The 26,569-nt window shown below is 70.5% G+C and carries 19 protein-coding genes, 2 pseudogenes and 1 riboswitch; of the genes and pseudogenes, 7 read left to right on the top strand and 14 right to left on the bottom strand.

The window, feature by feature from the left end:
- Window positions 1–65: 65 nt before the first annotated feature.
- Window positions 66–4,610: a cation-translocating P-type ATPase gene (locus RZ84_RS02360; RefSeq protein WP_043262894.1), complete on the bottom strand. Its 4,545-nt coding sequence runs from the start codon at window positions 4,608–4,610 to the stop codon at window positions 66–68.
- 268 nt (window positions 4,611–4,878) lie between these two features.
- Window positions 4,879–5,330, bottom strand: a pseudogene (locus RZ84_RS40440) (aminoglycoside phosphotransferase family protein); the annotation flags it as partial.
- Between the two features lie 669 nt (window positions 5,331–5,999).
- Between RZ84_RS40440 and RZ84_RS02355 the strand changes: the two are divergent.
- Window positions 6,000–6,917 carry a hypothetical protein gene (locus RZ84_RS02355; protein WP_043262893.1) on the top strand — a complete coding sequence of 306 codons (918 nt, stop codon included), beginning with the start codon at window positions 6,000–6,002 and terminating at the stop codon, window positions 6,915–6,917.
- A gap of 136 nt (window positions 6,918–7,053) precedes the next feature.
- Here the strand turns inward: RZ84_RS02355 and RZ84_RS02350 are convergent, their stop codons facing one another.
- Window positions 7,054–7,407: a hypothetical protein gene (locus tag RZ84_RS02350; protein ID WP_157878752.1), complete on the bottom strand. Its 354-nt coding sequence runs from the start codon at window positions 7,405–7,407 to the stop codon at window positions 7,054–7,056.
- Window positions 7,408–7,979: 572 nt separating this feature from the next.
- Here RZ84_RS02350 and RZ84_RS02345 point away from each other — a divergent pair.
- The 5 genes from RZ84_RS02345 to RZ84_RS02325 all read left to right on the top strand — a co-directional run bounded on the left by RZ84_RS02345 (window position 7,980) and on the right by RZ84_RS02325 (window position 14,614).
- On the top strand, window positions 7,980–8,513 hold the full coding sequence (locus RZ84_RS02345; RefSeq protein ID WP_043262891.1) for a DUF4232 domain-containing protein: 534 nt from the start codon (window positions 7,980–7,982) through the stop codon (window positions 8,511–8,513).
- 545 nt (window positions 8,514–9,058) lie between these two features.
- On the top strand, window positions 9,059–10,261 hold the full coding sequence (locus tag RZ84_RS02340; RefSeq protein ID WP_043262890.1) for a polysaccharide deacetylase family protein: 1,203 nt from the start codon (window positions 9,059–9,061) through the stop codon (window positions 10,259–10,261).
- Window positions 10,262–10,590: 329 nt separating this feature from the next.
- On the top strand, window positions 10,591–12,189 hold the full coding sequence (locus RZ84_RS02335) for a serine/threonine-protein kinase (RefSeq protein WP_043262889.1): 1,599 nt from the start codon (window positions 10,591–10,593) through the stop codon (window positions 12,187–12,189).
- 475 nt (window positions 12,190–12,664) lie between these two features.
- Window positions 12,665–13,447 (top strand): DUF899 domain-containing protein, encoded by a 783-nt coding sequence (locus RZ84_RS02330; protein WP_043262888.1) that lies wholly within the window; start codon window positions 12,665–12,667, stop codon window positions 13,445–13,447.
- A 198-nt stretch (window positions 13,448–13,645) separates the two neighbouring features.
- On the top strand, window positions 13,646–14,614 hold the full coding sequence (locus tag RZ84_RS02325) for an alpha/beta fold hydrolase (RefSeq protein ID WP_043262887.1): 969 nt from the start codon (window positions 13,646–13,648) through the stop codon (window positions 14,612–14,614).
- A 60-nt stretch (window positions 14,615–14,674) separates the two neighbouring features.
- On the opposite strand, the gene RZ84_RS02320 is transcribed toward RZ84_RS02325, so the two are convergent.
- The 4 genes from RZ84_RS02320 to RZ84_RS02305 form a co-directional block, all read right to left on the bottom strand.
- Window positions 14,675–16,411, bottom strand: coding sequence for a sensor histidine kinase (locus RZ84_RS02320; RefSeq protein ID WP_347232724.1), 1,737 nt, complete (start codon window positions 16,409–16,411; stop codon window positions 14,675–14,677).
- A gap of 201 nt (window positions 16,412–16,612) precedes the next feature.
- On the bottom strand, window positions 16,613–17,875 hold the full coding sequence (locus RZ84_RS02315) for a mannosyltransferase family protein (RefSeq protein ID WP_043262885.1): 1,263 nt from the start codon (window positions 17,873–17,875) through the stop codon (window positions 16,613–16,615).
- An 81-nt stretch (window positions 17,876–17,956) separates the two neighbouring features.
- Window positions 17,957–18,391 (bottom strand): hypothetical protein, encoded by a 435-nt coding sequence (locus RZ84_RS02310; protein ID WP_052229711.1) that lies wholly within the window; start codon window positions 18,389–18,391, stop codon window positions 17,957–17,959.
- Complete coding sequence (locus tag RZ84_RS02305) at window positions 18,384–18,881, bottom strand: SigE family RNA polymerase sigma factor (RefSeq protein WP_043268903.1); 498 nt, start codon at window positions 18,879–18,881, stop codon at window positions 18,384–18,386. Before RZ84_RS02305 ends, RZ84_RS02310 begins: the two co-directional genes overlap by 8 nt.
- A 306-nt stretch (window positions 18,882–19,187) precedes the next feature.
- On the opposite strand from RZ84_RS02305, the pseudogene RZ84_RS02300 reads away from it, so the two are divergent.
- Window positions 19,188–19,847 (top strand): annotated as a pseudogene (locus tag RZ84_RS02300) (erythromycin esterase family protein); the annotation flags it as partial.
- A gap of 299 nt (window positions 19,848–20,146) precedes the next feature.
- Here the strand turns inward: RZ84_RS02300 and RZ84_RS39510 are convergent.
- From RZ84_RS39510 to RZ84_RS02265, 7 genes are all read right to left on the bottom strand, one after another.
- On the bottom strand, window positions 20,147–20,719 hold the full coding sequence (locus tag RZ84_RS39510) for a hypothetical protein (RefSeq protein WP_043262884.1): 573 nt from the start codon (window positions 20,717–20,719) through the stop codon (window positions 20,147–20,149).
- A 930-nt stretch (window positions 20,720–21,649) separates the two neighbouring features.
- Entirely contained in the window at window positions 21,650–22,213 is a 564-nt protein-coding gene (locus RZ84_RS34910; RefSeq protein WP_157878751.1) for a hypothetical protein, read from the bottom strand.
- Between the two features lie 244 nt (window positions 22,214–22,457).
- Window positions 22,458–22,667, bottom strand: coding sequence for a hypothetical protein (locus tag RZ84_RS38720; protein WP_157878750.1), 210 nt, complete (start codon window positions 22,665–22,667; stop codon window positions 22,458–22,460).
- Window positions 22,668–23,067: 400 nt separating this feature from the next.
- Window positions 23,068–23,248: riboswitch (M-box (ykoK) riboswitch) on the bottom strand.
- A gap of 228 nt (window positions 23,249–23,476) precedes the next feature.
- Complete coding sequence (locus RZ84_RS02280; RefSeq protein WP_043262882.1) at window positions 23,477–24,730, bottom strand: MFS transporter; 1,254 nt, start codon at window positions 24,728–24,730, stop codon at window positions 23,477–23,479.
- A gap of 441 nt (window positions 24,731–25,171) precedes the next feature.
- Complete coding sequence (locus RZ84_RS02275; RefSeq protein ID WP_347232723.1) at window positions 25,172–25,564, bottom strand: hypothetical protein; 393 nt, start codon at window positions 25,562–25,564, stop codon at window positions 25,172–25,174.
- A gap of 171 nt (window positions 25,565–25,735) precedes the next feature.
- The gene (locus RZ84_RS02270; protein WP_043262880.1) at window positions 25,736–26,101 is read right to left on the bottom strand and encodes a VOC family protein; all 366 of its coding nucleotides are present in this window, start codon (window positions 26,099–26,101) and stop codon (window positions 25,736–25,738) included.
- Window positions 26,102–26,146: 45 nt separating this feature from the next.
- A complete protein-coding gene (locus RZ84_RS02265) occupies window positions 26,147–26,413 on the bottom strand; it encodes a hypothetical protein (RefSeq protein ID WP_043262879.1) in 267 nt (88 codons plus the stop codon).
- Window positions 26,414–26,569 lie beyond the last annotated feature (156 nt).

The following is a 26,569-nucleotide window of genomic DNA, read 5'->3' as shown; positions in this document are numbered from 1 at the left end:
CCCGATTCCGTGTCCTCCGCCACGGCACCGTTCCAGGTTGCCGGGAAGGGCGGGTTGACGGGCCGTCAGCGCGTCATGTGCGCGGTCGGGTGCAGGGTGGCTGCCAGGCGGGTGACGAGACGTTCGACCGGAGGCAGTAGCCACGGGGACAGCGCGGCGACGCCGACCGCGGCGCCGACACTGGTCCAGGCCACCGGGCCCAGCGGCGTGCATCCGAAGAAGTGGCTGACCACGGGTGTCTGGACGACGCCGGCCAGGACGAGGGCGGAGCCGAAGGCGGTCGCCATGACCAGGGGACTGTGCTGTCGGTCCATGACGGTCTGGGTGAGCTGGGCGCCGACCACTCCGCACAGTGCCATGGTGCTGGTGCGGCGGGCCGAGCCCGGGGTGAGCCGGCCGGTCAGCCAGGCCGTGGCCGCGCCGAGCCCGGTGACCAGGCCGCGTTGGCGGATCTGGTGGGTCAGCGGAGCGCCGAGGGCCGCGATGCCCACCGGGGTGCCGGCCGGGTCCGGCTCCTGGCTCGGCTTCACGTTCTGCGGAGTGACGGCCACCGCCATGGCCGGGAACATGTCGGTGAAGAGGTTGACCAGCAGCAACTGCCGTGCGGACAGGGGGGATACGCCGTCGAGCAGGGTGCCGAGTACGGTGAAGCCGACCTCGCCGAAGTTGCCGCCGATCAGGATGCTGATGGCGTCACCCACGCTGCGCCACAGGGCCCGGCCTTCGGCGACCGCGTCGATGAGGACGGACAGCTCGTCACCGGTCAGGACCAGGTCGGCCGCGTTGCGGGCCGCGGCCGACCCCCGGGCCGCGATGCCGACACCGACGTCCGCGGCACGGATGGCGGCGGCGTCGTTCGCGCCGTCGCCGACCATGGCCACCACCCGCCCCGCATCCCGCAGTGCCTCGATGACCTGGAGCTTCTGCTCCGGGGCGACGCGGGCCACCACGCCGCAGTCCCGCAGAAGTTCGGCCCGGCCGACCCGGTCGAGTGCGGAGAGCCGGTCGCCGGTGACCATGGTGACGTCCTCGGGCCAGCCGAGGGAGACCGCCACGGTGCGGGCGGTCTGCGGATGGTCACCGGTGAGCATCACCGGCCGCAGTCCTGCCTGGCGCAGCCCGGCCACCAGGGGAGCGGAACTGGCCCGTGGTGTGTCGGCCAGAGCCACGAACCCCTGGAACTCCAGACCCTGGAGCGGCTTGTCGAGTGCGTCGGGCGCTTCGCCGGAAGGCAGCCGGCGCCGCGCGACGGCGAGCAGACGCAAGCCCTCACCGGCCAGGGACTGGGCTCTCTCCTCCGTATCAGGGGGGAGGTTGTGGCAGCACGGCAGCACGACTTCGGGCGCTCCTTTGACGACCAGTTGCGGCTCGTCGTCGGCGTAGTGGCCGACGGCAGCCGCGTATCCGCGGCTGGCTTCGAACGGCCGGGCATCGCTCTGGACCCATTTCCGGTCGAGCGGTGCCGCGGTGAGTACGGCCTCGTCGGTGGCGTGTGCGTGCATGCCCGTCTCGTCGGCGTCCGCGCAGGCCCGGGCCGCGGTCAGCAACACTGCGGCGGGCTCCGGGTCGTCCGTGGTGTAGGCGGTGCCTTGGGTGGTGACCAGGCGTACGACGCGCAGCCTGTTCTCGGTCAGGGTTCCGGTCTTGTCGAAGCAGATGGTGTCGATGCGGCCCAACGCCTCCAACGTGCGTGGGGTGCGCACCAACACGCCACGCCTGCTGAGCCTGCGCGCCGCAGCCAGTTGCGCGACCGTCGCCACGAGCGGGAGACCCTCCGGGACCGCCGCCACCGCGACCGCGACGCCGCCGCCGACGGCCTCGCGCACCGGCCTGCCCCGCAGCAGGGACAGTGCGGTGACCGCCGCTCCGCCCGCGAGGGTGAGCGGCAGCACCCGTTTCGTCAGTTCCTGGAGCCGTGCCTGGACACCGGCCGCGGACGGCGCCCGCGAGGCCAGGGACGCGGCACGCCCGGCCTGTGTCTGGGCGCCGGTACCCACCACGACGGCACGCCCCCGCCCGGCCACCACCGTCGTGCCCTCGTACACCATGCAGCTGCGGGCCGCCACGGCTGCGCGCGGTGTGGCGGCGACCTGCTTGCGGGTCGGCAGCGACTCACCGGTGAGGGCGGATTCGTCCACCTCCAGATCGGCCGCCTCCAGCAGTCGGGCGTCGGCGGGTACCACGTCGCCGGTGGCCAGTTCGATCAGATCGCCCGGCGCCAGACGGGCGGCGTCCACGGTCGCGGTCGCCCCGGTGCGGGGGTCGGTGACGCGCCGGCCCGTCTGCCGCTGGCCCACCGCGAGTGCTGCCAACGCGTGTTCGGCGCGCAACCGCTGCACCCCGCCCACCAGGGCGTTCATGCCCAATGCACCGGTGACCAGAAGCGCGTCGACGGTGGATCCGAGGACCGCGGAAGCAGCCGCGCCGACCGCGAGAACAGGGGTGAGGGGGTCGTCGAGTTCCGCGCGCACGGCCGTGAACAACGACATCGCCAGGCGTGCCGGGGCGAAGGCCGGCGACCGGGCGACGGCGTCCGCGCGCGTACGGGCCCTGGCCCATGCCGTGGGTGCGGTCCGTGGCCGCTCGGCCAGCCGGGACAGCGCCTCGACGGGGTGCAGGGTGTGCCAGGGCACGCGCGGCCCGGGGCGGGGCGCCTTGCGGCCGGCGGCACCGTAGGCGGCCCGCCAGCCCGTGAACAAGGCCGCGCCGGCAGCGGCGTTGACGGGACTGAGCCGGATACCGGCGGGCAGCAGCGCACGGCGCGCGGGAGCACCTCCCGTGACCACCAGCAGCCCGGACAGCGCCGCCCCCGACCGGGCAAGGGTCTTGGCGCGGCGGCCGACGGCACGCGCGGCGGGAGCGGCGGCCAGCAGACGCCACACCCCCTCCAGACCGTTCAGCACCAGAACGTCCGCGCCCCAGACCACGGCACTGCGCCCGTCCGTGACGGACAGCGCGAGATCACCGGCCAGCAGCCCGGCGAGCAGGTGGTGGCCCTCGGCGTCCTCATGGCCGATGCGGGCGACGGTCAGCACCACCTTCCCGTCCTCCTGCAACCCGCGCACCACCTCGGCCAACGGCCGTTCGGCGGCGACGACGGTGTCCGCCAGAGCGCCGAATTCGCCCAGCGACGGGTCGTCCACCATCACCACGCCCAGGCCGGCACGGCGCGCCGCGTCCAGCACCTCCTCGGCGAGCGGGTCGAGCTCCCACCCGACCCGTACGACGCCGACGTCCTTCCCGCCGACGGACGCGATCAGCCAGCCGGTCCCCGCCGGCTCCGCGCCGGGCGCCGGCCGCAGGTGCACCACCATTCCGTCGCCGCCGGCCGTCGTGCCGCCGGAGCCGTGCAGCGCCGCGGTCGCCGCGTGCCACAGCCGGTCGTGGCCCCACGAGGCCGCGGTGGGGCGGACGTCGAGGACAGTCCGACGCCGACCGTGCAGGGCGCCCGGATGCAGGACCACGGTGTCGACGAGTTCCAGCTGCCGCAGCCGTTCGGGACTGCGTACCAGCAACCCGTCACGGGCCAGCGCCATGCCCAGCGCGGACGTGAACGCCGCGGGCCCATAGCGTGCCGCCTTGGGCGATCCGGCCAGGGCCGCTTCCGCGGCGCCCGCCGGGCTGCGGGTGAGCACCAGCATCGCGAGCGCGCCCACCAGGCTTCCCGTGACGGCGCTGTCGGCGTACTCCTCGCCCGGGTTCCGCCGCACCGGCGGGCGGGCCGGCCCGTCCCCGGACAGGCTCGGCCGGTTCGGTACGCACAGGGCGTCGTGTACGGCGTCGAACGCGGCAACCCGGACCAGTGCCTCCGCCAACTGACCCAACCTCAGCGCTGCGTCCAGGGCGATGACGACCGGTGACTGCCCCAGGCCGTGCGCGCCGGCATGGACAGCTGCCAACACCAGATCGGTCCCTCCCGCACCGAGCCGGTTGCGCAGTACACCACGGACTCGGGAGTCCTCGCGCAGCAGCGTCACCGCCGCGGTCACCGGTCGCGGGGACTGCCGCAGCCGCATCGCCCGCGCCGTCACCGCCGTGGCGATACCGGCCGCGTCACAGGCCAGGGCCAGAGCCGTCGCCCGGACATCAGCGATATCCCCCGGGTGCGGCAGGGGCGGTTCGTCCCCGCCTTCGGAGCACTCCAGTCCGTACCGGGAAGCCAACTCCCTCGCCCGGCGCTCCACGTCCCCGGCCGGCGCCTCCTCGGTCATCCGGACCACCAACCTGGACAGACCGCCGTCCCAGTAGGCCAGGAGCACGTCCGGGTGCTCCTGCACAGCGGCCGCCACCTTCTGCACGACCTCCTCCCGCCCCGGGACGTCGGTGGTGCCGCGGCAGGGTCGCAAGGGCAGCTGAAGTCGGCTTCCGGCGCGCCAGCAACCGTCGTCGGGAGTGAGTGCGCGACGAGCCACGTGGGTCACCCGCACGGCCGTGGTCGATGCCTCGGCCGCGGCGTTCGCCGCCGTGCGCACACCGGCGGAGGCAAGCTTGGCGGCCCCGCGCCGGAGTTCCTCGGCCGGGGCCGCGAGACGACCGACGACCCGGGCCGGAACGGTAAGCGCCAGACCCAGACCGGCCGCAGGCAGACCGGTCAGCAAACGCAGCACCACTGTCCTACTTTCGCGAGAAAGCCACACCGGTCGTGACCGCGGTGCGGGGAGCGAGCTGTGCCCGAGACGGCCGGAGAGCCGACGTCTTCTGCCGGACGGGCCAGCCGGCCGCCTGACCGGACGGCGTTTCGGCGTAGATCGGCACCGTACCTTTGCACCGGCCACGAACCTGGAGCGATGCGGCTGTCGGCGTGCCCTCCACCCGCTTGGCGGAGGCAAGGAGGCCCCGTCGGGCGCCGCGTCGGTATCGGGGCCGGTGGTGGCGAGCACGGTCGCGCGGGCTCGCCGACGCGCTCGGCCACCGCCGACGCCCGGCCGCGCAGGAGCTGCCGGTCTGCCGGGTCAGCCAGAGCCGCCACCGCCTCGGGAACCCGCTCCAGCAGGTCAGTGGCGATGTCGCCGAGGCCGCGCAGTCCCTGCGGCGCAGGGACGCAGACCAGCCGGGCCCGAAGCTCGGCGAGGATGTCCATCGCAACGTCGTCGTCCTCGATCGAGGCCAGCGTGCGGGTGGCGTCCAGCCGCTCCGGGAGCATGGTGGTGCTTGCGGGATCACGGGATCGTGGTCGAGCAGCCGCACCATCCCTTCGCCGTTCCAGGTGCGCAGCCCGATGAGTGCGGCGGTGGTCTCCGTCCGGGCATCTGCAGTTTGCGAACCGCGCGCGTGCCCTGCTTGCGGACCGGCAGCACCAGCGAGGCTTCCCCGGCTCCGACCGCGCCGTCCATTCGGGCCTTCGAGGCGTCTCCGGCAGGTGGAGCCGCAGGTCAGGGAGACGAGAGCATCGCGCAGGTCGAGGCGTTTCTCCCAACGGACGGCCGGACGTTGGAAGCGATGCAGGAGTGGGAAGGCCCTTCGCTTCGGCTGCTCCTACGAGGCGATCGCGGACCCCACCCCAACTCTCGGCCCTCTACGAGAACTTGGGGTACGACCCGACGAGAGCGCCGCGCATCTCGACGCAGGTTGCGACGACTCAACAAAGCTCCACTGCGGAGGCGAATGGGGATGCTCGTCGGCCTGTGAAGATTGGCGAGATGACGGGCGAACTGTCAGTTCCGGCACATGCGGAACCCTATCCGTCGTGCGCGCTTGCCGGCCTGCGCTCGGGGGAATGCGGAACGGCCTGGACGGTTGGGGTGGACCACCCGGTCACGGCGGTGTACCGCTCTCCCCGCTGTCGCACACGGGAGAGCACAAGCCTCGCACCTGGCGCAGGGTGTGTGACCGCGCATGCGACGGCCGCGGGCCTGCTCCAGGCGCCGCGCTCGCGCGCCTCACAGCGAACCGAAAACGGCCTTATCATGCGAAGTGGCGGGCACACAAGGCGAGTTGGCGACATAAAAATGTCGCGCTCGGGGCCCGTATCGCATCCACATCTCGTGAGGGGTGCAGCAATGACGAACCCCGTCAACCTCTATGTGCGGCCGCAGACGATCAAATTCTCCACGTCGACCACCCCGCCTTCGGGCACGTTGACGATCACCGTCGGGAACTTCTCCACCAACGCCACCACCTCGCCGGAGCAGGTGACCGTGGTGCTTCCACCGTTCGTGCGGTGGAACGGGGTCAACCCGCATGGCATCACGATCATCAACATCTTCACGTACAGCAACCCCGCGGCCCCGCAGATCCTGCGCTACGACGACCCGACGAAGCTCAGCAGCAGCGGGACGCAGGAGCACTCGGTGAACATCGAGGTCACGCTCAGCACGCCGACCAACAGCCCGGTCCCCGACCTGCTGCCCTATGGCGTGGTGAATGTGCTGCCGACCGGCAACGACATCGATACCAACCTGTCGCGGAACATCAAGACCTACTCCGCGGTGGCCCCGCCACTGCCCTTGACGCCACCACTCGGGTCCAACCCGGTGGACCTCTACTTCGTGCACTGCACATCCACGCTGGTTGGCACGCTGGCCCCGATCGTGACGCAGTTCCAGCTGTTCAACAACCTCACCGGGATCAACCTGCCAACCACGGCAGCTTCCAACCTCTTCTATGTCGGTGGGCCCTTCTACACCATCAGCGCCCTGCCCACCAACCTTCAGGGGTCGTTGATCCACACGCACCGCGACTTCGGCGACTACGACATCGCCATGGTCGTGGTGCCGCCATTGTTCGCGCTCCCGACCACGGCGCAGTTCGGCATCCAGGCCAACACCTACACCGGGCCGGACGGCAATGTGCACTCCGGCGCGGACGGGCCGCGGGACTCACTGGCGATCTTCGTGCCTTCCGGCAACGACTTCGACCAGAACTCCAACGACAGCCACCACGTCGTGTCCCAGCTCGGCTTGAACCAGCTGCCGTAGTCGGCGGCCGTGATCCATCCAGGACCACACCCATCAGGCGCAAGCCAGGCTGCGAGCTGTCGCCGACCCCGCGCACGGTCAACCGCGCAACGGTGCCGCCCCTTGCTTCACAAGGGGCGGCGGACCGCTCACCGCGTCAGCAGTAGATGGTTGTGTAGTGGTGTCCCCGCGTGGTCCGCTCCCAGTGCCACTTACCGACCCAGCCGGGCGGGAGCGAAATGTGATTGGGCTGCAGATAGCCGTCCTCGATGTCCTGGGCGCACACCGTTACTTCACGGTTGGTGCAATTGCGGTAGAACTGCCACATGCCCGCGCCGTCCGGGTTGGGCGGGTCGAACGAGGTCCAGCACGGGTGGTCGGCGAGCGCCGTGGCTTTGGCGGGCGTCGCCGGAGCCGCGGCGTCCTGCGGTGTGGACGCCGAGGCCGCGCCCGTGCCCATCACCCCCAGCGTTGCTATGACCGCCGCTGCTGCCAGTTTGGTCTTCAACATGTGGTCCTTCTCCTCTTCGATCACGCCGGCACCCGAGCAGGTCGCGGGGCCGGATGTGATCTGGTGTAGTCGGAGAAAGTTGTTCGGGGTCGATGGCGCGGGAGCGAACAACAACGTCCGAACAACCAGATCCGGCCGAGGCCGGACAACGTCGTTGCCGGCCCAGCAGGTTGGTGTGACACCTCGCGAACAGCCGTAGGGAGTAGGGGAGTGGAGCTCGCCCTCATGCTTCCCTTCCGTTGGGCGCCGCCGAGGGCCACGACTACCCGACCAAGGTGCTCAAGCGGCAGATGTCCGGCCGAGTGCTGCCTGCCGGAGCCATCGTTCGTGAACCCAGTTGCCTGTGGCTGACTGCCTTTGCCGGTGTCGCAAGGTGGGGCAAACGGGAGAAATGCCCTTACGGCTGGTGTGAGCTGTGGGCTTGCGGACCAATGGCTGCGCTATTAGCCGTGCGTTAGTGCCGCATTAGCCGTCCGGCAGCGTCTTGGATCACGTTGGAAGCGCAACGGACCCACCGTGCGCACCCCGTCCCGAGACGGGTGTGCGCCATCAGACGAAGGGGAGACTCAACGATGTCGCTCACGTCCAAGACCCTCCGGAGCGGGCGCCGGGTCGCTGCCGGATCGCTGATCGCCGTCACGGCGCTCACGCTCACCGCCGGCGTGGCCCAGGCCCACACCGCGGCGAAGACCGCCCCGGAGCGCTGCACCGCGGACAACCTGTCGGTGCGCCTGGGGCGCACGGACATCGGCGCGGGCAACATCCGCATACCGCTGGTCTTCACCAACAAGGGCAAGAAGACCTGTTCGCTGCGCGGCTTCCCCGGGGCCTCGCTGACGCTCAAGGAGGGCACGCCGGTCGGCAAGCCCGCCACCCACTCGGGCGCCGCGGGCGGCGCTGTCCGTCTGAAGCCGGGACAGAGCGCGCACGCCGTGCTGCACACGGTCAACGACGGTGTCTCGGACACGCCGTGCTGGTCCAGGGCGCAGCTGGTCCGCGTCTACGCGCCCGGGTCCAAGAAGGCGATCACCGCCGGCACCGACGGGCTGCGGGTGTGCGGCGGGCAGTTCGATGTGACCTCGCTGAAGCCCGGGGTCGCGGACTGACGACCGACACCGTCAGGTCGACGCCCAGGCCGACGCCGTCGGGGCGCTGTGATCAGCCAGTGGGAGGCATCTCCCGGTGATTCACGCGTCCGGATGCGACAGGTACGGTCGGTTGCCCGCGGTACCTCGCCGCTCACCGCGGTGCGGTCGACGGCCCGTACGAGGCGGGCGTCCAGGAGCGCCGGCTCGCCGACCGACGGGTCGGGGGCGGCGCCTGGGCCGTCCCGGCTCGCCGGTCGGGCGCTTCGGCTCACCGATCGGTCTGATCGGGCCTGCCATCCGCCTGACCGGCAGCTTCGCCCTCCACGAGGGCACCCCCATGCGAGCGCGGCAGTCGATCGGAGTGCTGTGTCGCGTGGGGTCGCCAAGGGCTACCGGGCCTCGCCGAGAGAAGCGGAGTGTATGCACCTCGCTACCCTCCGTCGAGAAATGTCTTTCTGGGGTCATAAACGGAACTCCAACTTCCACTTGCTCGTCTCTCTGGGCGGCCCACATTTCTGGACGCCCACTGACCAGCACTTCGAGCCAATGCAACGGGGATCGTGATGCGCGAATTCAGCCGCCGACAGATATTCGGACTCGGGATGGGGGCGGCAGCAGCGCTCTCGGTCGCCGGCTGCTCGTCTTCCGGATCGTCCGCTTCCGGCGAGGTCGACACCAAACCGGGACAGACGCCGTCGGGCAAGCCGATAGGCGACGGCTCGACCGCGTACACCGGTAAGCAGCCCCATCAGCCGCCCGCACCGCAGAAGCTGGAGCCGGGCCAGAAGCCGCCGCAGTTCGTGGTCTTCTCCTGGGACGGGGCGGGCGAGGTGGGCAACGGCCTCTTCCCGCGGTTCCGCAAGCTCGCCCGCGACCACAACGCCTCGATGACCTTCTTCCTCTCCGGTCTGTATCTCCTGCCGGAGTCGAAGAAGCGCCTGTACCGGCCGCCGAACAACCGCATCGGCGCCTCCGACATCGGCTACCTCAACGATGACCACATCAAGGAGACGCTGAAGAACGTGCGCGCGGCCTGGCTGGAGGGCCACGAGATAGGCACCCACTTCAACGGCCACTTCTGCGGCACCGGGTCGGGCTCGGTCGCGCACTGGACCTCCGCCCAGTGGGACTCCGAGACGGCTCAGGCGATGGACTTCGTCACCAAGTGGCGGACCAACACCGGCTTCACCGACCTCGACCCGCTGCCCTTCGACTACACCAAGGAACTCGTCGGCGGCCGAACCCCGTGTCTGCTCGGTCAGGACAACCTGCTTCCCACGGCGCGCAAGCGCGGCTGGCGCTATGACGCGAGCTCGCCGGGCGGCATCCAGGTCTGGCCCACCAAGAAGCACGGTGTCTGGGACTTCCCGCTCCAGAAAATGCCGTTTCCCGGCCACTCCTTCGAAGTCCTCTCGATGGACTACAACATCCTGGCCAACCAGTCGAAGAACTCCACCAAGGGACCGCCGGCCAACTACCCGCGCTGGCGCAAGCAGGCCACCGACGCGTACATCGCCGGCTTCAAGCGCGCCTACGAGACCAACCGGGCACCGTTCTTCATCGGCAACCACTTCGAGCAGTGGAACGGCGGCATCTACATGGACGCCGTCGAGGAAGCGCTCAAGCACATCGCCGACGACAGGCACAAGGACGTCCGACTGGTCTCCTTCCGTCAGCTCTGCGACTGGCTGGACGCCCAGGACCCGCAAGTCCTCGCCGGCCTGCGACGCCTCGGGGTGGGCCAGCGGTTCTCCGGACGTGACTGAGGGCACCGTCAGGGGACGAAGACGGCGGGCGTCGACCGGTATGCCATCAACACCCGCGAGCGGTCGGGACACGCATCGCGCCCGCCGCGCTCCCACAGGCAGCCCGCTCCGGCCCGCGGGCTCGGTAGCCCTTCTCGGCAGCAGCGTCCGTCACAGCGGGAACCGGTCCGCACCTCGGCTACCGGCGCGTGCTCGAGGACTGCGATGGGATTGGTGGCGAGGTCGATGGCATGGCCATGCCATCGGCGGACTCGGCCCGCATAGCCGCTCAAAGGGATGGCTATGGTGACAAGACGAAGCGAACGGGCCGGAGCTGACGGAGGCAGGCTGTGACGGACGAGGGGCGGCTGGTCGCCGGGCGCTATCGGCTCATCGAGCAGATCGGCCGTGGCGGCATGGGCACGGTGTGGCGCGTGCAGGACGAGGTCCTGGGCCGCCAGGTCGCGCTCAAGCGGCTCCACGCGCAGCCGCACCTGTCCGATGACGAACTCGCCACCCTCTACGAGCGCATGCGCCGTGAGGCGCGCAGCGCCGCCCGCATCGTGCATCCCCATGTGGTCGTGGTCCATGACGTCGTGGACGACGGCGGTCAGCCCTGCATCGTCATGGAGTACGTTCCGGCGGTCACACTCGGCGATCTTCTCAAGGAGAGGCGGACCATTCCGCCCGAAGAAGCTGCCCGCATCGGCCTGGGGATGACCGCCGCGCTGCGGGCCGCGCACGCCGCGGGGGTGCTGCACCGCGACGTCAAGCCCGGCAACGTCATGCTCGGCGCCGAGGGCCGGGTGGTGCTCACCGATTTCGGCATCGCGATGACCGCCGACGTCTCGACCCTCACCAAGACCGGCGAGCTGGTCGGCTCCATCCAGTACATGGCGCCGGAACGGGTACGCGGCCAGAAGCCCGGACCGTCATCAGACCTGTGGGCGCTGGGCGCGACGCTGTACCAGGCGGTGGAGGGCCGGCCTCCCTTCCAGCGGCCCACCGCGATGGAGTCCGCGTACGCCATCGCCGTCGACCCCTTCGAGCCCATGCGGCAGGCCGGGCCGCTGGCACCGCTCATCGAAGCCCTCCTGTCCAAGGAGCCGGACGAGCGGCCGTCGGCGGAGCAGACCGAGCGGGCCTTGCGGGCCGCTGGGTCCAGCGGACCGGATGCACCCGTTCCATCGGCTGGACCGACCGGGTCGACGACGGTTCTGCCTCCAGGGTCCGCTGCACACCCGTCCGCCGGTCAGGACGGCGAGGACCCGACCCGGTCCCCCGGTGGAGAGACGGTACCGGCCGCACTTGCCCCAGCCGACGGCGGCCGGAAACGGCGGCGGGGCGGCAAGCGCCGCGTCCTCGTCACGACCGCCGTTGCCGTGACAGCAGGGGCCGCGGCCATCGCAGGCACGCTCTACGCGACATCGGACCACGGCACCGGCACACCCGGCGCCGGCGCCCGGAAGACCCCCGGTGCTGCGACACAGCCCTACACGCCACCGCCCGTACCCAAGGGCTTCCACCAGGTCAGCGAGCTCGGCGCCGCCTTTCCCGTGCCGGACGGCTGGAAGGTCGTCAAGCGGTCGGGTGAACTGGTCACGTTCGCCGACAAGTCCCACCTGGGCGGCCTCACGGTCAAGATGGCGGAACCCGCGGGATCGACCCCCATGGCGCACTTCATGGACATGGAAGCGAACACGAAGGTCAACTACGCCGTGTACCGGAGGCTGCGCATGCAGCAGACCACGTTCCGGCAACAGCCGGCCGTGGTATGGGAGTTCGCCTTCAAGGGAAAGGCGCGCGTGTACCGCGCCATCGAACAGGGCTTCGGCCGGGCGGGCGGCCGGGAGTACGACATCAACCTCTCGGCACCGGAAGCGCAGTGGGACACCTACCGCCCCATCTTCGACACCTGCAGAGACGGATTCACCACGACCGGGCGGTGATTTCTTCCTTGCGCCCACAGGGCCCGGACCGGGCCCTTGCACGCTCTTCGGTGAAGGGCGCCGCCGCCATGACGGTGTTCCTCATGGATGTGGTCGATGTGCCGGACCGGGCCGGGCCGGGTTGGGTCGGCCAGGATCTCCTGCACGACTGCGCCGACGTCGCCGGCCGCTACAGGGGAGGTTTTCGCCTCGCCGAAGGGCAGTCTGATGGTTCCGTTGCTTGCGTACTTCGCGGTCGAGGAGAAGCCGACACGTCCGCCCACGGCGAGTTGGTGGGGCTCAGTCCTGTCCACGAGCCCACCGCATGTTCTTCTCCGAGCGCGTCTGTGAACTTGCCAGCCCGACGGGGTCCGTACAGGCTCGGCAGAAGAGGCAGCATGCCGCGATGAGTTCCGGCCGGGTCGCGAGTCTGTTCTGGTGAGCGTCGTGGGACGTCGTACGACGCTGCCCGGCACGAGACACCACGGAGGACACCATGACGACCACACCGAACGACCCGACCACCGCGCTGCCCGGCCGCCCGCCCATCGTTGACATGGCCACCTGGCAGACCGCCCGTGACGAACTTCTGGTCCGCGAGAAGGCCCACACCCATGAGGGCGACGCCCTCGCCGCGGCCCGCCGCCGGCTGCCGATGGTGGAGTTCGACGGGACGGTCGAGGTCGTCGGACCCGACGGCCCGGTCCCGTTCCTGGACCTGTTCCAGGGCCGCGACGAGCTCGTGGTCTACAAGCACATGTGGTACGACGGCGCGCCGCACCAGGGGCAGTGCGAGGGCTGCACCACCACGGCCTGGCACCTGAAGGACGCCGTCTACCTCAACGCCCGCGGCGTCTCGTTCGCCATCCTGACCACGGGCCGCTGGGACGAGGTGGCCTCCTACGTCGAGTTCATGGGCTACACCCAGCCGTGGTACTCGGTGCGCGACGTGGACGGACCGGTCGGCGGCAGCATGGGTTACCTCACCTGCTTCCTGCGCGACGGCGACCGGGTGTTCCTCACCTACTCCACGACGGGCCGCGGCAACGAGACGGTCAACGGGTCCCTCGCCCTGCTCGACATGACGCCCTACGGCCGCGGCGAGGCGTGGGAGGACAACCCCGACGGCTGGCCCGAGGGACACAGCCCGTGCTGGTTCTGGCGCTCGGACGCGGACGGGAACGCCACCTGGGGCCCGACCAGCCGCCCCGTACCGCAGTGGACCCGCCCCGGCGCGACCCCCGTGGAGACCCTCGGCCGGCACGGCCACCACCACTGACGCGCCTTCGTCGACGGCGTCGGCCAAAGGTGTTGGGTGCCGGGCGGCCGGCTGTGGTGTCAGCGGGCACCGTGTGGGCGCCGCCTTCCGGGAGGTCGATGCGGACGGCGAGCGGCGGACAGACAACGCCGTGCGCGACAGCGCGGGTTCAAGGGTGCGCCAGTAATTGCACGTATCCCGCAGGCGTACGCTCGTCCCATGGTTGAGCATCGCATGATCGACGTGAACGGCATCCGGCTGCACATCGCGGAGGAGGGTGCGGGCCCGCTCGTCGTGCTGCTGCACGGCTTCCCCGAGTCCTGGCACTCCTGGCGCCACCAGTTCGCCCCGCTGGCTGCCGCCGGGTTCCGGGTGGTCGCTCCCGACCAGCGCGGATACGGCCGCAGCGATCACCCGGAAGACGTGGACGCGTACAGCATCTTCCATCTCGTCGGGGACGTGATCGGGCTGATCCACGCCCTGGGCGAGGAGGAGGCGTTCGTCGTCGGGCACGACTGGGGCGCACCGGTCGCCTGGCACACCGCGCTGCTGCGGCCCGACGTGGTACGCGGAGTGGCGGGGCTGAGCGTGCCGCCGCCGTTCCGCGGGCAGCGTCCGCCGCTTGCGGCCATGCAGGAGCAGTTCGGCGGGCGGTTCTACTGGAACTATTTCAACCGGCCCGGGGTTGCGGACGCCGAGTTCGCCAAGGACACCCGCACCACCCTGCGCAAGCTGTTCTACTCCGCCTCCGGCGACGCCTCCGACGCCGGCCGACCCGACCAGGCCCTGGTATCCGACCCGGCGCGGGGCTGGCTCGCGGACATGACCGATCCCGAGGCGCTGCCCCACTGGCTCACCGAGACGGACCTGGACGAGCTCACCGAAAACTACGCCAAGGGCTTCACCGGTGCCCTGAACTGGTACCGCAACATGGACCGCAACTGGGAGCTGACCGCCGCCTGGCACGGCGCGGTCGTCAGTCCGCCCGCACTGTACATCTACGGAGACCGTGACCTGGTCCCGGCGTTCCCCGGTACGCCCGAACTCATCGCAAAGCTCCCGGAGTTGATGCCCAACCTGCACCGTGAGCCGATCGTGCTGAAGGGCTGCGGCCACTGGACCCAGCAGGAGCGGCCCGAGGAGGTGAACGCCGCGCTGATCGAGTTCCTGACGGAGCTGCGGGGCTGAGGTCGGTCCATCGGTTCTCCAGGTCGCAGCCGCGGGAGTCGGCGTTGGCTGGACTCCATCTCACTCCCTGACTTCGAAGGACTTCTTTTCGATCAGCTTGCGGTCCTTGAAGCAGAACCGGAAAACCGGCTCCTTGCTCGTACTGCCGGCGGTCTCGGTGGACATCAGCGTGAGGCAGTTGGCCCCCTGGGGCTCGGGCGGCGCTCCCCTGTCCAGGGCGTCGGTCAGGAACGACGACTTCGCGCGGGGGAGCTTCGCGCGGACCTCCGCCTCGGACTGGCCCACCTTCACCGCGTCGTACTCCTCCCGACCGATGGCGTCCTGGTCCGTCCCGCCGGCGAGGAAGAGTGCGGCGACCCCCATGACGACCACCGGCAGTACGACGATGACCAGCGCCGCACCCCCGCAGCCGATGGCCATGCCTCTTCGCTTCGTCTTCCGGTGCACCGCCCTGGCCAGCTCCTTCGGCAGGCCGACGAAGTCATCCTCGCCTCGGGAACCGGCCGGGAGCTGCTCCCGGAAGTCGCCGGTGCGATCGGTGAACGTCGACTCCGCACCGCCCGGCGAGCGGTTCGGGGCACTGCTCTCCGGCGTGGTGTACGGCAGCACGCCCGCCAACCGGAAGCCGCCGTCCGCCGTCGGGCCGGCGTGCACCATGCCGCCGATGAGCCGGGTTCGCTCCCCGAGCCCGGTCAGGCCCTGCCCGCCGCTCACCACGTTCCGGCCGGGGCCCGTCGTCTCGGGGGCCGGGTCGTTGGCGACCTCCACGACCAGGGCGTCCGGCTCGTACCGCAGCTCGATGGTGATCGAGGCGCCCGGGGCGTGCTTGTGGGCGTTGGTCAGGCCCTCCTGCGCGACGCGGTACGCCGCGTGATCGGCGGTCGGGGCGAGCGGCTGCGGCTCGCCGGAGCGCCGGAATTCCACGGTCGTGCCCGCGCTCCGGGATGCCTCCACCAGGCCCTCGATACCGGCCACCCCACGCGACGGCGCGGTGGTGTCCTCTCTCCCCACGGCCTCAGGTACGCGAGGGGCGTCTGCCTGACCGGGACTTTCGGTGCCGTCCCGGAGCAGCCCGACCACCTCGCGCAGTTCGTGCATCGCGGCCACCGACGCCTCGCGCAGCACTGCCACGGCCTCCCGCTGGCGCCCGGTCAGCTCCCGGTCCACCTCCAGCGCGCCGGTATGCACCGCGATGAGCGTGAGCTGATGGCCGAGACTGTCGTGCATGTCCTGCGCGATCCGCTGGCGCTCCCGCATCCGGGCCTGTCCGGCGATCATGGTGCGTTCGCGCAGCAGCTGGGCGTTGTACTCGCGCAGGGTGTCGGCCAGCGTGCGGCGCTGCGACCAGTAGCGGCTGATGAGGCCGGGCACGACCACCATGACCAGCAGCAGCGGAGCGGTGACGGCCAGGGTGAACGGCAAGTTATGGGTGTCTGCCAGGGCGTTCGTCCCCAGGCTGAGGGCGTACGCGGCGGCGAAGGTGCCGGCCGCCCTGCCGACACCGTCGATCCGCCGTCCGGCCGACCAGGCGGCGACGGGGACCAGCGGGCCGAGGCCGTCGAACCAGCCCGAGGTGATGGCGACCACCAGAAGAACGGTCGCGGGAAGTACCCGTCGCAGCATGGACAGCAGCGCGGCCAGCACGGCCACCGCCATGATCCTTACGGTGCCATGGCCGGTTGCGGCCTCGGTTCCGGCCGCCAGCAGCCCGAGCATCACACTCAGCAGTACTTCGCCCACGATGCGCCAGGGCGTCCACATCCCGGGGGCGAAGAGGGCCCTGACCGGATCGGTCAACCGCCGTGGCGTCGAGCGCAGCCAAGCCGTCAGAGCGTGGCGAACCGATTCCGCAGGGGGCATTCGTTCCAGATGTGTCACACGGCAACGGTAGGCAGCCTCGGCCGGACTCCGCACTCGCCATTGGTCGTGCCGGCCCACGACGAAAGTCGGTCGGGCGGCGATGCCGGCGTCCCGGGCTTCGCCGGGCCGGCTGCGCCCTCACCCGGCCCAGCGTCCCGACAGGAACGTCAGCGTGAAGACCACGGTCAGCGGCGTGACCAGGCAGAGATAGCCGGAGCGGAACCGTGGTCTGCGCAGGCTCCGGGCCGCCAGCGCGATCCACAGCGGCCACCACAGCAGGGTGGCGCGGGGGACGGACATGTACCAGTACGAGGTTCCCAGCGCGCAGAGGCTGAGGCCGACGTACAGGGCTTCGGGCCAACGGCGTTGACGGACCAGCAGACCGGCCAGCAGCAAACCGACGAGCATCGCGGCGAGTTCGGCCTGGAACATGAACGCGTACCCGGTCGTCTCCACATGGTCGAACGCGCCGTGCCAGGTGTGGCTCCAGGCATCCCACGGAGTGTGGAAACCGCGGTACCAGCCCCGCTCCTCGGCGTGCTTCCAGGCCCACCAGTCACCGGTGCGGGCGTGCAGATACCAGCCGTAGAGGAAGGCCGGCAGCATGGGCAGGGCCAGCCACGGCAGCGCACGCAGGTCCCGCCGGTCACGGACGGACAGGAAGAACTCCAGCGCGAGTGCGGCGGCGAGGAACAGGCCGCTGACCCGCACCGCCGTCGCCAGCGCGGTCAGTGCGGTGGCCAGGGGCCAACTGCGGTGCCGGGCCGCGAGCCAGGCGGGCAGCGCGAAGGCGAGGAACAGGGACTCCGTGTAGCCGACGGCCAGGAAGACCGCGCACGGGGACACCAGGAAGAACAGCACGGCCCGCTGCCCCGCCCCCGCATCCGGCAGATGGAGCCGGGTGATACGCGCCAGGGCCACCACGGCGACCGCTCCGGCGACCAAGGAGATCAGCAGCCCGGCCGCCGTCCAACTCGGTACGGCGACATGGACCGCGCGCAGCAGTAGCGGGAAGCCGGGGAAGAACGCCTCCCGGTTGTCCCAGCCCGCCTGCCAGGGACCTCCCTGCCCGGGGAAGTAGCCCTCGCTCGCGATATGGAGGAAGAGGCCCCAGTCCCAGCGTGCGAAGGTGGCCAGGACCGGGCCCGGGTCGCGGGTGCCCGGGTCCGACGGGAACACCCAGCGGACGCAGTACGCGGCGATCCAGATACCTGTTCGGGTCAGCAGGTACAGCCACAGCACCTCCCGGTCGGCCCCGTTCAGGCGCGGAGCCGTCCACCCGAGGAGAACCCGGCGCACACGGCGCGCCACCCCGGTGGCGCGCCGGTGGACGGGCCACGGCTGCGGGGGCGGTGGGGCGGCGGGTATGCGCTCCCGCAGACCGGGTGGCACAGCAGACATGGGGGACTCCTCAGCGTGCGTGGGGGGGCAGGCGTCATCGCCCGGCGGCGACCCGCCGGGGCCACAGATGCGTGCGTCCGATTAGGGCGGTGCGGTGGTGGACCCGGGCTCCGTGCTCCGCGCGGAAGGCGGCGCCGTACGGACCGGGGACTCCGCGGCCGGGGCGGAGGAACTGCCCGACGGCCCGGTGCTCGGCGAGGCCCCCGTCGTCTCCCGCCCGGGGAACGGCACCACCGGTGCCTGGCTCGTCGGCGCCGGCACCGGCCGACTGGGCGACGGGGTGGGCGACGGGTTCGTCGCTGGAACGTTCGGCGTCGGTCGGCCCGGCAGCAGCGCGGTCGCCACCCCGCCCCCCAGGACCAGGCACGCCGCCGCGGCCAGGCCCGCGATCTGCCGCCGCCGGGCCCGCCTGGCCCGCTCGGCGACGTACGCGACCGGCGCCGCGGCGCTGTGTGCCTGCCCCACCTGGGCCGCTTGCCGGAACAGGGACCGCAACGGGTCCTGGTGCTCAGTCACCGGTCGCCTCCTCGATACGCGGATCCTGCAAGCGGTGGGCGAGCGCCGACCGCCCGCGGCTCAGATGCGTCTTGACGGTGCTCGCCGAAAGCCCCGTCTCGCCGGCGACCTGATCGACCGTGAGATCGCACAGGTAGTGCAGGGTCATGATCCGCCGCTGCTGTGCCGGCAGCTCCCGCAACGACTCCACCAGTGCCACTTGCTCCGGTCCCGGCCCCTCGACATGCGGCGGGGCACCACTGCGCTTCCAGGCATCGGCCGACCGGCGCCGGAACCGCCACCGGCTGACCGCCAGTCGCCAGGCAACGGTGCGGATCCACGCCTCGGGCCGGCCGTCCCGGTCGAGCTGCCGATGCCGGCTCCACCCCCTGACGAACGCCTCCTGCACCACGTCCTGCGCCTCATGCAGGTCGCCGAGCATCACGTACAACTGCCCCGTGAGCCGCGCGACCGTCTGGGCGTAGAACTCTTCGAACTCCTCGACGGTCAACAGCCACTCCCGGATCTCTCGCTTCACTGCGCATACGCCCGGCAGCGGGCTCTCGGTCGACATCAGGCAGAAGAAAACAGTGTGAGCGTCCTCACGGAACCGCGTCGTGACAAACACGCGTCTCCACGCAGAATCACCTCGCCCTGATTACCTCGCCCTGCCACAAGCCAACGTGGCGGCCGTCAGAACCAGTTGAGCCGGCCGACGACGCACCGCCCTCGATGCCCGCCGACAGGACAGACCACCGAACGACGGTGTAGGTGCGGCAGCGGTGGGGTGTGTGACCGGCAACCGGAAGGGTGCCCGCCTTCTCGCGTCCAGTCCGTGGGACGGTCGGCCGAGGCCAGGGAGCTGCGGCTGCTCGCCGACGACCTCGTGGCGCTGTTCAACGAGCAGACGCCGCACCTGATCATCGCGACTTCGCGGGATGACTGGGACCGGGCGCGCCTGTACGGGCGCACCGCAACCGGGCTGCTGCGCTACCACCACTGGATGGCCGACACCTCAGCGAGCCGCATGACATGGCTGGTGGCCCTGCGGGGCCAGATGATGGCCGACAACCTCCTCGCCCTCGCCGAACGAGGCCCGGCACTGGTCCACGCCAACAACGGCCATCTCCAGCGGGACAAGAGCTCGATGCGGATGGGCGACCTGCTGTTGGAGTGGTGGAGCGCCGGCGCCATCGCAAGTGCCCACCTGGGCAGGCGGTATGCCTTCCTGGCCACGGCCCTCGGCACGATGCGGCACCAAGGCGTGGACACCCCGCCACCGGACACCACCGAAGGACTCCTGTACGCGCTCCCGGAGGACCGCTGCGTCATCGACGCACCCCGGCTGGCCACCACCCTCGACGACACGCGGCCCGCCCACCGCGTATCCCCGTATTACGGCTACGCCCCGCTCGACCCGGCACACCTGGCCGGATACGACGGGATCGTGTTCGTCAAGGGCGTCGCACAGATCTAGCGCTACCGACTTCGGCTGGTCAGGGAGATTCCTCGCGAAGTCCCTTACCAGGATGGGGCGTTGGCTGTCCCTCGTGGTATGAGGCATGCGGGCGGGGGTGGGTTGACTGTTGCGGGACGCCGGCTCCACGAGGCGGTGCGGATGCAGTCGGCCGAGATCTTCGAGCGAGTTCTTCGAGCAAGTTCTTTGAGCAAGAGGTCAGGCCGTCGGAGGTGGCGCGGCGGCTCCGGGCGAGCCCAATACACCGGCCGCGCCCCCGCGTTCAACGTGGTGCGTTCTGCGGACATCCGGTTTCGCGGTCAGAGAACTGACGACACGTCGATGACGACGGCGCCGTTTCCGCCGACGTTTCCGGCCACGCCGTTGTCCCCGGCACTACCCGCGGACCCGTCGGCGGCGGAAGCACCTCGAATGGTGGCGCCGGCGCCACCAGCCCCTCCGGCACCGCCCTTGCCGCCGCCACCACCGGCCCCGCCGGCACCGAAGGTGAACCCATCCGCGGTGTTGGCGGTGCCACCGGCCCCACCGGTGCCGCCGTTGCCGCCGGCACCACCAGCGCCACCGGTCCCGCCCGCGCCGTTCGTTTGGCTACCGCCACTGCCACCAGCCGTACCGGAGTTGCCTGCGGCGCCGTCGTTACCGTTGTTGCCGTTCGCCCTGTCGTTGAGAAGTACCACGCAGCTTGCCAGTCCGCCGCCGGTACCGCCGGAACCGCTGATGGTTCCGCCACCTCCACCGCCGCCGCCGAGGCCGCCGGCCCCGCCGAGCACGCCGGGAGCGCCGCCGCTACCGCCCCGGCCGCCGATCGCGGCCCTGCTGCCGGCGCTGCCGCCGGGGGCAGAGGCCAGGTTCACCCCCGCGACGAGGGCCACCGCGCTGCTCCCGCCGGGTCCTCCGAGGCCGGCGGAAGCGCCTGCATTACCGGGACCGCCGCCGAAGGGACCGCCGGCGCTGCCGCCGGCGCCACCACTGCCGCCGGACCCCGCGCCGCCGGCACTCCCCCCTGCTCCCACCACGACGGTCAAGGTCACGCCACCGACGGCTACGTCGGTGCACTTCACGTAGCTGCCGGAGCCGCCGCCACCACCGCTGGCGCCTCCTCCGCCGCCACCGCCCCCACCCCCGCCGCCACCGCCCTGCGTGATCAGCGCGTTACCGCCGCCACCACCTCCGCCACCTCCGCCGCCACCGGCTCCACCGCTCCCGCCGGCCCCGGCACCCCAGACCCTGATGGTCAAGATCTTCGCGTCGGTAGGGCCGCCGGGAACCGTGAAGGTGAACCGGCCCGGATTCGTGAAACTCGTCTGCTGGTTCGGCTGCGCAGCCGCGGTGTCCGCGCTCACCATCGGAGGGAGCAGTCCGCCCACCAGGACCGCCACACCTACGCCGACCCGCATTCCCGGGCCCGCGTGCCTGTACCGCTTCAGCAAAGCCCGCACCATGATGTATCTCCCCTGACCCATAGGCGTTGCGGACACGAGCGAACGTGTCGAGCCGTCGGCGGCCTTCCCACAATCGCCCCATCGGAATGTTCATCCGGTCGAAACGCGACGCCAATGCCACGAGAAGGGCGGAAAGGAGCAGAGGAAGCACTGCGGTTCGGTCAATGCCATAGGGGAGATACGCCTGAGGGTCGCGGGGCAGCCGGGAATTGACGACAGGGGCCAGTCAGATGTCCGCGTCCTCCGCTCCTGGAGAAAACGGCCGCGCCACTTGCCACAGGAGGCTGTGGGACGGGCCCCCGATTCCGGGCCCGTCCCACAGCCTCCGAATGACCGGCTGATCGCCCGTCCGCTGCCGACTCACCGGTGCGCTGCGACGCCGCCGGTACCCAGACTCACACCGGCCGCACCCGAGCCGGCGGCAGAGCCGCCGGTGCCCAGGCTCACGCCGCTGGTACCGGAGCCGGCGGAGACGCCGCTGGACGACACGTTCACGTGCCCGGGGGCAAAGCTGCCGAGAGAGGACGGAGAGGTGAGGTTCAGCGAGGTCCGCGGCGCGTTGATCGAGACGCGGATCGGGTTGGTGCCGACCGAGACCTTCGGAAGGGTCAGCGGGACTGTCCCGCGAGCCGGTTCCTTGATCGCGATCGCCTTGTGCGTTGTGTGGAATTCGTGCTTGAAGAAGACTTTTCTGAAGAAGTAATCGTTGTGCCTCCGGAAGTCGCAACTCAGGAACTTCTTGATGATGACGACCTGGCGATCTTTCTTGACGACGACGACCTTGACGACATTGAAGTCCCGGCAGTGGCGCGATTCCTTCACGACGATCACGATGACCTTCTGGTGCGGGTGACCGTAGGACGTGGTCGCGCCGGCGGGACCGGCAAGGGCGACGCCGGCGGTGCCGGCGATGGCGGTGGCCATGAGGGTGGCGGCACCGCGCCGGAATATTGGCGCGTTCATTGGCAGCCTCCTGGAATGCGCCATATTGTAGATTTCAATTATGCACCCTATTGGCCGCGGGTGAATCCGAGCGGTGTAAGCAGGAATTTTCCGTTACCGGTCGATTACGGTGGCGATATGGCCGGTCGCAATGCAGTGATCACCGGCTCCCGCTCACTCGGTGCGTGGCTGCCCCTCGGCGAGGGCTCCGGATGACAGTGGTGGATTATTCAGGGCGTCCGGCCGTCGAGCCGGTGGCCGAGTGCCGGCGGGCACGGTGTTGTCTGAGGGTGGTGTGGCCGACTGCCGGTCGCGCGAGCGCCGGGGCGCCCAGGACCTGGATGGTGTTGCTGACGAAGCGGTAGCAGGTGCGTACCGCGGGAAGGACGTATGGCGTCGTGTAGCGGAGAGTGCGGACGACGGGGAGGACGGACATGCGAAGGTCACCTCCGTTGAGCGGCATGACGGCGGAAGGGCACAGCACGGTCGAGGGATTGCGGATGTTGAAGGCTCGGTAGGTCGGATTCTGCCGATCGGTGATGACAGGCACTTCCCGAGCCCCGGCGGGGGAGTGGGGCACGCGGCAGCGACCGCCCGGCGAGCGCGCATCCCAACGGCCCAGGGCGGCGAAGCGCCGCACGGGTGCCAGGGGAAGCGCGATATCCGCGTAGGGAAGGTGGTTACCGGGTACCGGAAGTCAGTGAGGACATACTGGCGCGGGGCCGACTGTGGCCCGGACTACTGCAATGGCCGTCCATGTCTCTCGCCTCCTTCCGGCAGGGGCGCGCGTGGGCGCCGAACAGACACGGCGTGGAGTGGACCAGTCCCTGATGACCGGTTCACCCCGACCCGTCGGAGCGTTGGCACTCCACGGCGTAACCCCCTTACCGGGGAGGCCACTTGGCCGCTTGGGGTCACCCCTTGGGCCGGGGAGACCTGTCCTGAACCTGGGCGTTCTCGACGTCGTGGGGTCAGTGGCCTGTGTCCGTGAAGATGCCTCGCCGAGCGAGGTGCCTGATGCTTCTCAAACGCTCAGCAGCATAGCCCCGGACTTGCGCGTGAACGCAACTTCTTGATGCGAGCTTGACCTCACCCGTTAACCGCCAGGCGGACGTGGGCCCGGTTCGGCACCGATTCCGGCAGAGGCGACGGATCTGTCGGTGGTGTCCTGACACATCACGGGAGACCAGGCCCTCACCCCCGGAGGATCTCCAGGCAGTTCGTCTCGCCTCGCTCCTCCTGGCGCTACTCCGTGGCCATGGCCTCGACTTGCTCGGTGAGGGCCGGGGCAGTGCCCGAGTGCGGGATGTGAGCGGACGCGAGCAGCGAGCCGGTGGCGGCGACCGCGACCGCTCCGCCCGCCGCGAGGAAAGCGCCCTGGGGTGAGACATCGACGAGAAGCGGGAGGAGCAGTATCCCGGCTGAACCGCCCACTCGCACCACGGTGTTCTCGATCGCCATCAGTCGCAGACATTGACTGGGCGGGAAGGTACCGATGTAGGCGCGCAGGGTCACGCTCGCTGTGGGGGCCGCGATTCCGGTCAGCACGGCCAGCGATACCAGCGGCGTCAGCTGGCCCGACAGCCCCATGCACGCCGTGGCCGCACCGTCCACCGCCCATGCCCCGCAGCACAGGATCGCCCAGTTCGCCGGGCGCCGGTTGCTGACCAACGGGTTGCCGATCAGCGTGCCGACGCCGACGGCGGCGGTGACCACACCGTAGACGGCGGGTCCGGAGCGGTTGTGGGCGGCGAGAAGTACGGGAAGGCCGATCGTCATTGCGGTAGCGCACAGGGGTACCAAGCTCTGTACCGCGATCGCCAGTCCGACTTGCGGGCACGCCTGTACCAGCGGCCACGCGCGGGCCGGCTTCCGCGTTCCGCAGCGTCGTTCCGCTACCGCGGCGGGAGCCAGGCGGGTGCGGTGGCGGGACAGCGCTCCCAGTGCGGCGGCAGAGACGGCGAAGGTCATGCCGTCGATCGTGAAGAGCTGCACCTTGGGGAGGACCAGGAGCAACAGGCCGCCGCCGGCCCGGCCCGCGATGTGGGCAATGCGGACGGTCAGGTCGAAGAGTCCGGTCACCTGTTGGACGCGCTCGGGCTCGACGAGTCCGGGCACCAGTGCGGCCAGGTTGGGATCGAAGAGGGCGCCCAGCACGCCCAGGAGCAGCACCCCGGTGAGCAGGACGGCCAGACCGCGTTGGTCGGGCGACCACAGGTACGGCAGGGTCACCGCGACGCCCGCCCGCGCCACGTCCACCCAGGCCAGGGCTCGGTACGAGGAGAACCGGGCGATCACACGCGGGCCGAGGAAGCCGAGGACCGCGTAGGGCCCCGACTCGGCGACCGCGATCAGGCCCATGAGCGAGGCCGAGCCGGTGCTCGCGTACACGCTCCACATCAGCGCCATGGTGTAGACGCGGTCACCGAGGACGGACAGACTGCGGGCCGCCCACAGCACCGCGACAGGCCGTCGCCGCAACAGCAACAGATATCCCACGTGCTCTCCCGCCCGGAACGCAGCCGGACGAGGATTCCCGGCTCCGGACCGGACTGTCGCTCACGCCGGGGAAACGAAGGGCGCGCCACGCAGCACTTCTGCGTTTCACACCCGAATGGCGCGACCCGCAACGACAGGACGTGGCCTGGGAGTCATGTCCGGAAGGGTGCCCGCGCGCACGGCGGCACGTGGCGATTCGGATCACCGGAGCGTCTTTGTCTGCCCTTCACGTACGACTTCACGACCCGCGCACCGTTCCGGAAGGTGATCCCGGGGAAGGGGCTGACGGTCGCGCCGTCCGTCTGCGCGGAGGATCGTACGGCGGCCGACTGCACGACTTCGACCGGTCAGGGTTCGTCGACTGACCGAGCCAGATCCTTGATGCCGGGTGAAGAGCCGGCCGGTGGCCGGCAGTGGTGCCGAGGGCAGTGAAGACACCGGTCAGGAAAGTGCGTTGGCGGCATGCGGCGACTTTTCTTCCCTGCGGGACAGGTTGGCCGGTGGGTCGGGGACCGGGGCGTCTCCGCTGTGCGGGTGCCACCGCAGGGCGCTGACCTGGGGTATGTGCGCCAGATGAACGACCAGTCGTTCCAGGGCCGCGGTGGCTGCGTCCGAGGTGAGCGTGATGTCCATGGTTATCTCGGCGCTGCCGTCGGATTCGGAGGAGTGGAGACTTTTGATCCGGACATCGGTGTAGGCGAATGTCACGATGCACAGGGCTCGCACCATGCGTTCTACTCGTGGATCGCATATGACGTGGAGTGTGAAGTGGGCTGGCGCTGGACGGATGGGGGTCGTGGGACGCTGGGAGAGGCGACGGTACAGACGTTTCATGGCGGCACATCCTGAGCTGGTCGGCCGGCGGCTTGTGGCCGGTTGGTGGCTGCGGCCTTCGGGGCGGCCCGGCCTGGCTACTTGACGGAAACCAGGGCTGATGGCGATGGGCGGCCGAGCGCCGCGGACCGCCGTCTGGCACGGTCCGGTCCGCGGGCCCAACGAGGCTGGTCAGTCGGTGGGGGTGAGGAATTCCAGGCGGTTGCCGGCCGGGTCCAGGCTGTAGAAGCGGCGCTGTCCGGGGTGTTGGTTGTCCCAGACGACGGGCGCGCCGTGGCTTCTGAGGCGGTCGGCGAGGGCGTCGATGTCCCGCACGCACAGCTCGGGGTGGGTGCGGGTGCCGGGGCCGGGGGCCGCAATGCCGAGATGCAGCTGGGCGCTACCGTGCTCGCCGGTGAACCAGCAGCCGCCGCGGATCGCGAGTACCGGCGGACCGGTGACCTCTGGCATGCCGAGCAGATCGGCGTAGAAGGTGCGCAGCATCGGCCCGCACCCGGCGGGGGCAGTGAGCCGTACGTCGTCGAGCGTGACAAGCATGGGGGGTCTCTTCCAGTGCAGCTTTGAACGGCTGGAGTTGATGCGTCAGGCGCCGGTGTGCCAGCTGGCCTCAAGGTGGCGGCAGACGTCGTCGCCGGTGACGATGCGCCACTGGGCGTGCAGTCGTGCCGGGGCGGATGTCTTGGCCGGCGAGGGAGCTGTGGTGCGGGCGGAGGTCGCGTGCAGCACGGTGTGGTCGAGCGGGCTGTCGGTGAGTCGCCGGACGATGCGGGTGAACCGGGCGAGCAGCCGGCCGATGAGCCGGGCAGGTGCGCCGGCGTAACGGATGGGGTGGTGGGTGAGTGCGGACATGCGTATCACCTCCGTGGGTGGGTGGTCGTGCGCGCCATGGCGCATCAACGTGACGTCGGCGAGGGGAAGTTGGTGCCGGTTGGACGATGGTTGCCGGGCGGATTCGTGATCCGGCGTTGCGGCGCGGGTGACAGGCCGGGTGGGCCATGTGGACTG

Source organism: Streptomyces sp. CT34, from assembly GCF_000805335.1.
GTDB lineage: Bacteria > Actinomycetota > Actinomycetes > Streptomycetales > Streptomycetaceae > Streptomyces.
The sequence above is the reverse complement of the archived record's forward strand: the minus strand, read 5'-3'. Positions and strand labels throughout refer to the sequence as shown.